General features: G+C 30.3%; 7 protein-coding genes. All 7 read right to left on the reverse strand.

Going from position 1 to position 9,725, the window contains the following annotated elements; genetic code table 11:
* On the reverse strand, window positions 1–1,181 hold a 1,181-nt coding region (locus tag ACI3VO_RS16115), incomplete at its 3' end, for a hypothetical protein (protein WP_439758892.1).
* The gene (locus ACI3VO_RS16120; protein WP_439758893.1) at window positions 1,168–3,042 is read right to left on the reverse strand and encodes a hypothetical protein; all 1,875 of its coding nucleotides are present in this window, start codon (window positions 3,040–3,042) and stop codon (window positions 1,168–1,170) included. The genes ACI3VO_RS16120 and ACI3VO_RS16115, both read right to left, overlap by 14 nt.
* On the reverse strand, window positions 3,017–3,373 hold the full coding sequence (locus ACI3VO_RS16125; protein ID WP_439758894.1) for a hypothetical protein: 357 nt from the start codon (window positions 3,371–3,373) through the stop codon (window positions 3,017–3,019). The genes ACI3VO_RS16120 and ACI3VO_RS16125 overlap by 26 nt, the downstream gene beginning before the upstream one ends.
* Window positions 3,351–4,343, reverse strand: a complete 993-nt coding sequence (locus tag ACI3VO_RS16130; protein ID WP_439758895.1) for a hypothetical protein — start codon at window positions 4,341–4,343, stop codon at window positions 3,351–3,353. The genes ACI3VO_RS16125 and ACI3VO_RS16130 overlap by 23 nt, the downstream gene beginning before the upstream one ends.
* Window positions 4,340–8,665 (reverse strand): hypothetical protein, encoded by a 4,326-nt coding sequence (locus ACI3VO_RS16135; protein ID WP_439758896.1) that lies wholly within the window; start codon window positions 8,663–8,665, stop codon window positions 4,340–4,342. The genes ACI3VO_RS16130 and ACI3VO_RS16135 overlap by 4 nt, the downstream gene beginning before the upstream one ends.
* Window positions 8,666–8,720: 55 nt before the next feature.
* Entirely contained in the window at window positions 8,721–9,002 is a 282-nt protein-coding gene (locus ACI3VO_RS16140; RefSeq protein WP_439758897.1) for a hypothetical protein, read from the reverse strand.
* 196 nt (window positions 9,003–9,198) lie between these two features.
* Window positions 9,199–9,725 (reverse strand): hypothetical protein (locus ACI3VO_RS16145; RefSeq protein WP_439758898.1); only part of this gene is annotated, 527 nt, incomplete at its 5' end.

Genomic DNA, 9,725 nt, shown 5'->3' on the forward strand with positions numbered 1-9,725 from the left:
ATAGCTGTAGATATGTTCTTGCCATATTTTTTTAGGTATGTATCTCCATTCTCAGTTATAAATTCCTTTAATATTTTAGAATCAGATTTATTCCACTTTAATATACTAGGAATCTGAGCAATACTTCTTTGTTGCCATAATTGAGAAGCTACACTACCTAGCATATTCATTCCCTGTTCAAAATATCCATTTTCATCAGAAGAACTATTTTCAAATCTATTCATGTAGGCATTAAATAGATTAAATTTACTCCATAGTGGATTATTTTTATAATCCTTATCTAACATTTCTACTCCTGCTTTTCCAAAAGTAGATAATGCTTCGGATAGTAACATTCCAGACATTAAATAACCATATCCTACCTGTACTCCAGGTATTAACAATGGAGCAACCATAGCTGCTGTTTTCATTATTTGACCTTCTATACTTTTACTCTTTCCATCAGCATCAAAAGGATCAAATTTATTCCAGAATGTACCATCTACTGTCAATGTATCCCATGTTTTTAAGAATTGCTTTCCAGAAGAGTCCCTATCACCAAGATTTTCACAATAATACTCTCCTTGATTATTAACTTTAAATTCTCCTTTGAAATGTTTTACTGTTCTGCCACTTATGGGATCTATATGAGTACCATCTTCATCCCATGTAGCATATACTACTGGTTCATTAAACCAAAAATCTAATAAGCCTCTTTTATCATCATCATTAGGAGTCCATCCCAATGATTTTCCAGTTTTCCAATCTTGTACTTCTGATTGTTGAGCTAATTCCCTTTTACTTAAATCACTTTCCTTTATATCCCATATTCCACTAAGTCCTTTGCTATAGTGATCTGGATTACTTACTCTATTTATATAAATAGCTCCAGTTAATCTGTGTCTATCTCTCATATCGTCTATAGAATAATCTGAAGCATATGCTTGAAGGGCAGCATCCTTATCTATATAATCATTATACATTTTAGCCATTCCATCATAGAATTTATTAAAAGCATCATTATTAAAATTTCCATTTTGGTCTGTAAATCTGTCTTTTATTTCTGGAATGGCTTTATAAAAATCTTCATTTTTTAAAGTTAAGTTCTTTTCAGTAACTCCTGCTAAAGCAAAATCTACAAATCCTTTATCAGAGTTATGTATTACTAAATCTATCCAATCAGTTTTATTAGTTTGTTCCATAGGATCCCCATCCGCTAGTATTTAGTCTCTTAGATGCATCTCTATCTATATTAACCGCATAATTCATATTTTTGGGCATATATAATTGACTTAAATATGATTCTGCTGTTCTAATATCTGGAGCTTGTATAAAGAATGTTCCATTATATATTTTATCATTTTTATATCTTAATAACCAGTGACTATCATCAACTTTGTTTTCCCCTTTCATATCTTCTCCCTGAAGTATTCTATTCATAAATACTTTATCTCTATCTTCATTATCAGAGAGTTTTATATATGGATTATTTTCTCCAAAATTTACTCCTTCTGTGGTAGTAGCTTTAACATTAACCATGTAAAATGGTTTTACTAAACCTTGTTTTGCGAGTGCTTCTGGATCTGTTCTTAGGTAATAATAAGGAAGTATTTTTTCATTTCTATACATTTCTTTTAATTCTTCCTCTGTAGTACTACTTGTTATACTCTTATTTATTTTAGTTATCTTTTCCAAAGATTCTAGGTCTAACTCTCCAGTATCTGCTTTTACTGGTAGATAAGCAGCAACTACTTCTCCTCCATCAAAAACTATTCTATGTAATTCTTCAGAATCTACTTTCTTTCCTCCAAAATACATATTATTTTTATATCCAGTAGATAAAGTGCTGTCTTGCAATACTTTATCCATACTTTGTGCTCCCACTATTTTTCCATCTATAGTTTTTAGAGCTGGAAGTCTAGATGCTGGAGAAGATAATTCTATTCCTCCTCCAGTGTTTATTTTATACTCTCTTACTGTATCACTATTAGGAGTAATAAACCCATCTAATAATTCTCTTGCCTGAGATACTGTTATAGTACTCTTATCAGATCCTTCAGAACCACTAGCATCAGTAGCTTGTTTATCAAAATCAAATTTAATAGTTCTGCTTGTTTCGATTTTACTATTAATAAATGGAACTAGTATTTTTTCTGCTGCTTCGTCTGGATTAATTCCCTGTTCTGCTGCTTTAGCTCTTAAATAGTTTTTAGCAGCCATCGGAAGAGAAGTATATAAATATTTTAGTGCTTCTTGAGCTTGCTCTGCATTACTCTTTTCTTCATGAGTTAATTTATATACTCCATCTTGAACTATAGCAGCAGCTACTATATTATTACTTACTAATTCAGATAATCCATTCTGTATTCTATCTTTTTGAACTTTTGTATATCCCTCTATATTATTACTAGAAGATCCTAATTTAGAGATAGCTTCATTTATATATTTTTGTAATGTTTCCTGCCCCATTCCATTATTAAGAACTGAGAATACATCACTACTAAATGCCATAGAAGGATTATATGCTCTAATATGAGCTAAATCCCCATTACTAATAGCTTTATAACTTCCTAATTTTTCATAGTATTCATCTGGACTAACTTGTTTTATTTGTCCAGTTTCTAAATCTTGGACTACCATTCTGCCTGTATTTGATACAGCAACATCATATAATCCTCCATTTTCTTGTAATCTATCTATGCTTTTATCGTATAGTTCTTTATTAAATGCTATATTATTCATTTTATTAACTATACTTAAATATCTTGTACTTAAAGTAGCAGGATTTAATTGTCCAGTCGTTTTATATACTGGATCATTAAATAAAGACATTATTGATTCTGTAAATACAGTCATATCAGATGGAAGTCCTTTTTGTTTTAATACTTCTATCATTTCTTTTGGAATAATATCTTCTACTTTTAATGCCTCCTTTTTCTCTTTTGCCGTAGTTGTTGAAGCTGTTGCAGGAGAATAAGGAGTATCAGGAACTGGAGTCCAAGATACAAAAGGGAGAGCTGCCCCTCCCTGTTGTAACTTAGGTATATTTGAATGTATTTTCATTAATAGCTTTAATTATTTCTTCTATTACTTTTAATTCCTCTGAAGTTCCTTTAATACATATTATATTATAATCATTTTCATATATAGGAACTCCATATAAGTCTCTTATATTATTAATAATATTTAAATCAAATTCTTTAAGTTTATAATATCCATGAGTTATATAACATGTATTCAGAGGAATTTCTTCTAAATAAAAAATAGATTTATCATTTTGATAATTTAAATATATATAATCAGATATTTCTATCCAATCATTAATTGTTGGAGTAGTAATTTCTCCTGAATATTCAGTTAATGTATCAAAATTATTTCTTACTATCTTTTTCATTATATAATCCTATTATTGGAGTTACTAATACTGGAGAGTTAGCATTTAACCACTTTAGATACTTAGGTACATTTGTAACAGCATTCATCCAAGTTGATAAATTATTATCAAATCCTAGTTCTTCTAAATGATTCTTAGCATATTCCCACATTTCTGGAGTTATTTCTTCTCCTTCCTTTAAGCCAAATAGGTTCTTTAATTGTGTACCTCTAGCAGTTTGTTCTGCCAATCCTCCAGATCTAGGTATTCCTAAATAATGACTTTTATTATTTAATCTAGATATATCATAAGATCCAGAAGGAGGTTTATTTAGCCAATTTGGTTGATAAACTACATGAGAAAATTCATGGCTGTTTAAAGAGCTTCTAGCTAATGGAGTTTTAAATTGCTCTGGAGCATCTGTAAATACATCTGAGTAAAAGCCTTTTCTTTGATTAGCTATAGCGACATTCTTAGGAGTAGCATTATAATAAGAGGACTCTCTAGGAGATTCTGGAAGCATATCCAAGAGCTTTTGTCTGTTTTTAGGAGAGAAATCATTATACACATTATTACCTTTAGTCAAAATTCCAGTTTCTGGATTTTTTCCTATAGCAGCCTGCCTCTCTAATCTATCAAAACCTCCGTGCAATAATCTATCTTTAGTTAGTTCTACATGATTTGGAGTAGTATTGAATCTTAATACTTTTTTAGAAACATTTTTAGAAATATTTTCTGTTAAGTTACTTACAAATCTCCATATTCTTCTTAATCCTAATCCAGATAATATTTCAAATTCAGGACTTACAGATTCAACTTTTCCAGAAATTTTCTCAGAGTAAGCCTTAGCATGAGGATCTGTATAGTTACCTTTTCTATATTCTTCTTCTCCTCTTAGATAATCAGGAACAAATGGAGCTTCATATCTAGGAAGCTCCGGAGTCCCAATAGCTACATCAGTATTATCTCTCTTTTGTATTAAATCACTCATATAGTCATAGATTTAATTATTAACTCTTTAGTAAGACTAGAAAGATTCATTATTAATTTATTATTTTCTTTCTTAGAATCCATTATAATTTTATGGAATAACTCTTCATTCTGTCTAAATGTTTTATTGAGTTCTTTCATATTCTCTATAGCTATATCTTTAGTAGAACCTCCTGATTTAAACATTAAGAAAGAAAAAGGCTTTCTTAAATTATTTAAATCATATTTACTCATTGTATCTTTGTAAGCATTTCCAGCATTAGTAACTTCTGTTTCATAAGTTCTGTAAGCATTCTTATATTCATCTGAATTAAGCCAATCATAGTCAGATTTACCTGAATTAGCTGCTAACCAATTAGTTCTGGCCGAATCTAAAGCACTTTGAGCTTGTTTAGATGCAGCATCTAATTTTCTTAATTCTGCTGTATTAGCAGCATCTCTATTAAGAGCATTTAATTGATTAGAGTAATTATTATACTTCTGTTCAATAGAAGATAAGAATGGATTCCATGCTTGTTGCCAATTAGCTGATCTTCTAGAAGCTTCAATATTAGCTTTAGCTTGTTGTATTCCTAACATAGCTGCTCTATTCTTATTAGCAACATCTACTGCACTAGCTTGATTCTGTTCATTGGCTTGCTGTGCTGCTAAAGTTGTTTTATCAATAGCCTGTTTATCAGCTAAATAACCTTGTGTTTTTAACTTTAATGCTCTATCATTATACATTAACTGTTGAGCTAATTGTAAATTAGCATCAGAAGTTATAGGTCTTGCTCCTATTCTATTAGATTCAGCTGCCTGATTATCATAGAAAGTTCTAGTAGGAAGATCTCCATAAACTTGTCTTCTTATTCTTAATGGAGTTAATTCTAAAGGTTTTAGGGATTGTGAAACAATCTTAGCTACTTTATTATTAGTATATAGTGTACCTGCTAATCTTCCAGCAGCTAATAAATTATCAAGATAAGGAGATTTAACTTTACTTTCTTGATCTGTATTATAAGCTCCTGCTCCAGTATCTGTATTTTGATTAGTTGTAGGATTAGTATTTGTAGTTGATTGAGTACTTGAAGGAGTTTGTGCTGTAGTTAAATCTCTTTCAATAGGAGAGAGTTTATAATAGCCATCGCCGTCTAGATAGAAATCAAATCCTTTATTCTTCCAGAATGCTTTTTCCTCTAATTCTTCTGTTGGATTGAAATCCCCCTTTCTTCCTAATACTCTTCTATCATCAGTAATACCACTAAATCTATTATCTACAGTCCATTTCTTAGTATAGTTATCTCCAGAAGTAGGATTATTAGATGCAATATTATATCTACCACTGTCAAAAGCAGATTTAATTCCTATATTATTTCCGAACGATAGGTTATTAAATTTAGTTTGATAGTCTCCAACTGTATTATTTATATAAGGATTAGTGTAGAAATCTCTACCTCCCATAGATGCTGTATTCCATAAAGCTGAATGAGCAACTTGTAAATCATTTAAAGTTTTGGCATCTATTTCTCCTTTATTTAATGCAGTAGACATAGCATCTCTCATTTTAAGATATACATCTCTATACCATGATGTACCTTCTTTGTATCCTACTCCACCTCCACCTTGATATTTTATTATATTTCCTTGTCTATATTTTTCTATAATACCTCCTATTTCATGTCTTCTCTTTTTTCCTCTTTTACCCTTCTTTCCTGTAGAAACTATATTTTGTTTTTGAGGCCTCTTCTTAGAAGATGTGTTTATTTGAGGACGTTCTACTTTAGAAGACTCTGGGATATTAGATTCTAATTTGGGTGAATTATTTGTTAATCTCATTTCTGTATCTGCTCTTCTATTCCAAGCTGGAAGAGCTAATTGTCTATTTCCTATATTTCCTACTATTTTTCCTGTATATTGTACTTGCATTAAATTATTTAATGCATTTTCTAAGTTCTTTTGTGCTATCTTTGGAGCATTAGCTCTTTTAGTAGCTTGTGGATGAAATACTCTATTATATCCTTTTCTAGTATATTTTGGAATTTGAGTTACTTTATCTATAGCTGCTTGTACTTTAGGATAATTAGAAAAGTCTATTTGAGCATTACCTAACCATTTCTCTCCAGGCCCAAAGTTATGGTGTAATTCAAGATCTCCAGAATATGTTACTGCTTGCTTATTAAAATCGTAAAGGTCTTGAGTTTTTATTTTATTCTTTCCTATACCTTTACCTTTCCAGTCAGTGCTTTCTGTAAGTTTAATTCCAGTATCTTTTAATAATTCATTTTGAGTTTTTAAATCAGGAGCTTCTCTTAATTTACTTACTAAATCATTATTTACTCTTCTATATCCCTGATCTGTTTTTAGCCATACCTCATCAGCAGATTTTACAGATTCAACATTAGATTTACCTTTAGAAGCTCTATGTGTAGCAGCAAGCCCTCCAGTTACTAGTTGTAAAGAGTTTAGAATATTTCTCCAATCATTTACTGATAAAGATTCTCCATTAGTAACTTTATTCCATGATTTTAAGTACTCACCTCCATTAACAACAGCATCTGCTCCTGAAATAACTGTGGTTATGATAGGAGCAATTTTACCTAAATTTTTTATCATCTTAGGAACTTTAGCTGCTTTAGCAAATGGAATTAATGATAAAGCATCTAAAGCATAACTTCCTCCATTTCTAGCCAAAGATTCTAAAAATGACATACCTTCCATCATATCTGCTGTTTGGTTCGCAGCTGTGGAAGCTACTCCTAACCCAGCAGAAGCAACAGATCCTACTCCAGTCATACTAGCTATTAAACTAGCCACATCACCTGCTAATGCTCCCATTCTAACGTAATCAGCATTAGAAAATTCAGTATGTGGTTTATCGGAATTTGTATATCCAGATTGATTTTCTATCTTTGTACTAGCAGTTTCTTGTGCTTTATAATTATTTAATAAACCTTTTAATAAAGTATCATTTTTCTGAGTTAAAGTTGTGCCGTTAGCTGCTAATAATATTCCTCCACTTTTATATTTATTATCAGCAATAGTAGCAAACATTTCTGCCATTTTTATTGCTTCTTCTCTTTCTTTTAAAGAGTTTATCCATTTAGCAATTTTTTCAATAGCAGATCTTTGAGAGTCAGTAGTTGATGAACTTTCTCCTAACATCTTAGCTAATCTAAGATAATAGTTAACTCTTTCTGCACTATTATCAGTTTCTGTATTTGTAGAATAACCTGTTATACCTAAAAGTTCTCCTATATTTTCATCATTTACATTTTCCCATTCTACAAATGGAATAGGTCTATCACTAGGAAATGCACTTGGAATAAATGGAGAAGTATATTTATAAGTTTTTTGTACTCGTTCTCCATTTTCATTAAGTTCATCTGTAACCCTAGATTCTGGATAGAAAATTCCATTATTCATAGATCCATAATATGTACTATTACTTTCTCTATCATAATGACTTTGTAAATCAGGTCTATATTGTGATCCTGTAGTTGCTGCTATAGCTGCTTGATCAGCTAATGCTTGTTGTTTAGCCTGAGTTTCGGCCTCTACTTTTTCTTTAGCTTCTCTAACAGCTTTTTGTTCTGCTGTTTCTGGAACTTCATCAAATTTTTCATCTAACCACATATAAGGTTTACTCCAACCTAATCTAGCTAAAGATGAATAATCATTAGTATTTATATTATCAGTTAATCCAGTAATCCCAGAATCTATTCTAGATAAGTAATCAGTTTTAGCTGCATCAGTCATATCAGATTTAGAAATATAGTCTCTATATTCCTTTAATCTATTAATAATTCCTTGCCTAGCTGTACTATAATCCCATAATTTCTTATCAAAAGCTGCTTTATTATTATTGAAATAATATTTACTCAAATATTGTTCAAATGATTGGTCTGGATTAACTTTTTCTTTAGTATCTTCTTTTTTAGGACTATATGTATTAGTTCCATTAATAACTTTATCTAATATATAATATGCTGCATTATTATAGTAATTTTGATCTCTAACTACTTTCTTACCTTTAATTCCAAATAATCCAGCATTTTTGTATGTATTATATCCAGTACTACTATATTCTTTTGGAACTATCCATTGACCACTACTATTTATAGTATTTATAGTTCCATTAGTAATATTGGACATTATATTCTTAGTAGTTTCAATTACTTTCTGTCTATCTTCTCCTTCAAGCCCCATTTCATCTAATATGCCACTTAAACTTTTAGCATATTGAGATTCTATATCGGCTACATTATAGTCTCCATAGCCTTCTCTTTTTAATAATTTAGGAGAAGTTTCACCACCAGTACTGTATTTTCTTACTTGTGCCATATTCTTATAATAAAAAAGGAGTATGTAATAAAACTTATCACACACTCCTTATAGATTAAACTCTCTTTACTATAACTCCACCTTTTCTAAAAACAGGTTCACCTTGAGGAGCTGCTTCTTGTTGTCCAGCCATTTGTTGAATAAGCTGCAAGAATGCTTCACATACTTGTAAAGCTAATTGACCATCTCCTGATTGTAATGCTTGTTGAGCCATCTGAGCTAACTGCATAATAGGATCTCCACCACCTTGTGCTTGTTCTGGAGCCATTTCAGGCTCTTGGGGAGCAGGTGCTACTCCACCCTCTTGAAATTTAGCGATTTTTGAATTAATTCTCATTTCTCTATAAATTTAAATGTTAGTACTAACCTGCTGAATCTGTAATAGATTCAACTTTCATAATCATGCAAATTTACATATAAATATATGAGAAACAAAGAGAAATCAAACAAATTGTTATTATAAGAAATATGACATATTTATAAAAAAATAAGGGCAATACTCAAAGATTGCTCTTTAAATATTGCCCTTATTTTTATTTTTTAAGTAGATCATTATATATATCTACCATTTTGTCTATTAATTGATCAATAGTTCCATTATTATCAACTATATAATCAAATTTATCATAATCATCTAGGTCAGTTTCTGACTTATGATTATCATTATATCCAGTATTTCTATTAATTCTTATAAGAATACCTCCTTTATCTTTAATATAATCAGCTTCGTTTTTATATCTTACATCAGTGATTATCCAAGTATCATATTTTGGATCATATCCTTCATTAAATAAAGCTTTAATCCATATATCATCTCCAAAAGTATTCCTCATTGATTCTCCTATCTTTTGTAATACTTCTCTATGAGTTAATCCAGTAGTGGGATCTATTTCAGATTTAAACTTTCCATCTTCATAATCATATTCATTTACATTACATAAATGTGCTGCTATTAATTTTAATATATTGGCAAATGACTTAGTATAACATGTATAACGGTTATACGTATATTTTATAATATTTTCTTTTTCAAAATGAGATAAAAGTAGATCTGAACAAT

The sequence above is a fragment of the Intestinibacter sp. genome, from assembly GCF_051866655.1.
Classification (GTDB): Bacteria; Bacillota; Clostridia; order Peptostreptococcales; family Peptostreptococcaceae; genus Intestinibacter.

Coding starts and splice junctions, on each gene's coding strand:
- ACI3VO_RS16120 (WP_439758893.1), bottom strand. CDS start 3,042: ATGAAAATACATTCAAATATACCTAAGTTACAACAGGGAGGGGCAGCT.
- ACI3VO_RS16125 (WP_439758894.1), bottom strand. CDS start 3,373: ATGAAAAAGATAGTAAGAAATAATTTTGATACATTAACTGAATATTCA.
- ACI3VO_RS16130 (WP_439758895.1), bottom strand. CDS start 4,343: ATGAGTGATTTAATACAAAAGAGAGATAATACTGATGTAGCTATTGGG.
- ACI3VO_RS16135 (WP_439758896.1), bottom strand. CDS start 8,665: ATGGCACAAGTAAGAAAATACAGTACTGGTGGTGAAACTTCTCCTAAA.
- ACI3VO_RS16140 (WP_439758897.1), bottom strand. CDS start 9,002: ATGAGAATTAATTCAAAAATCGCTAAATTTCAAGAGGGTGGAGTAGCA.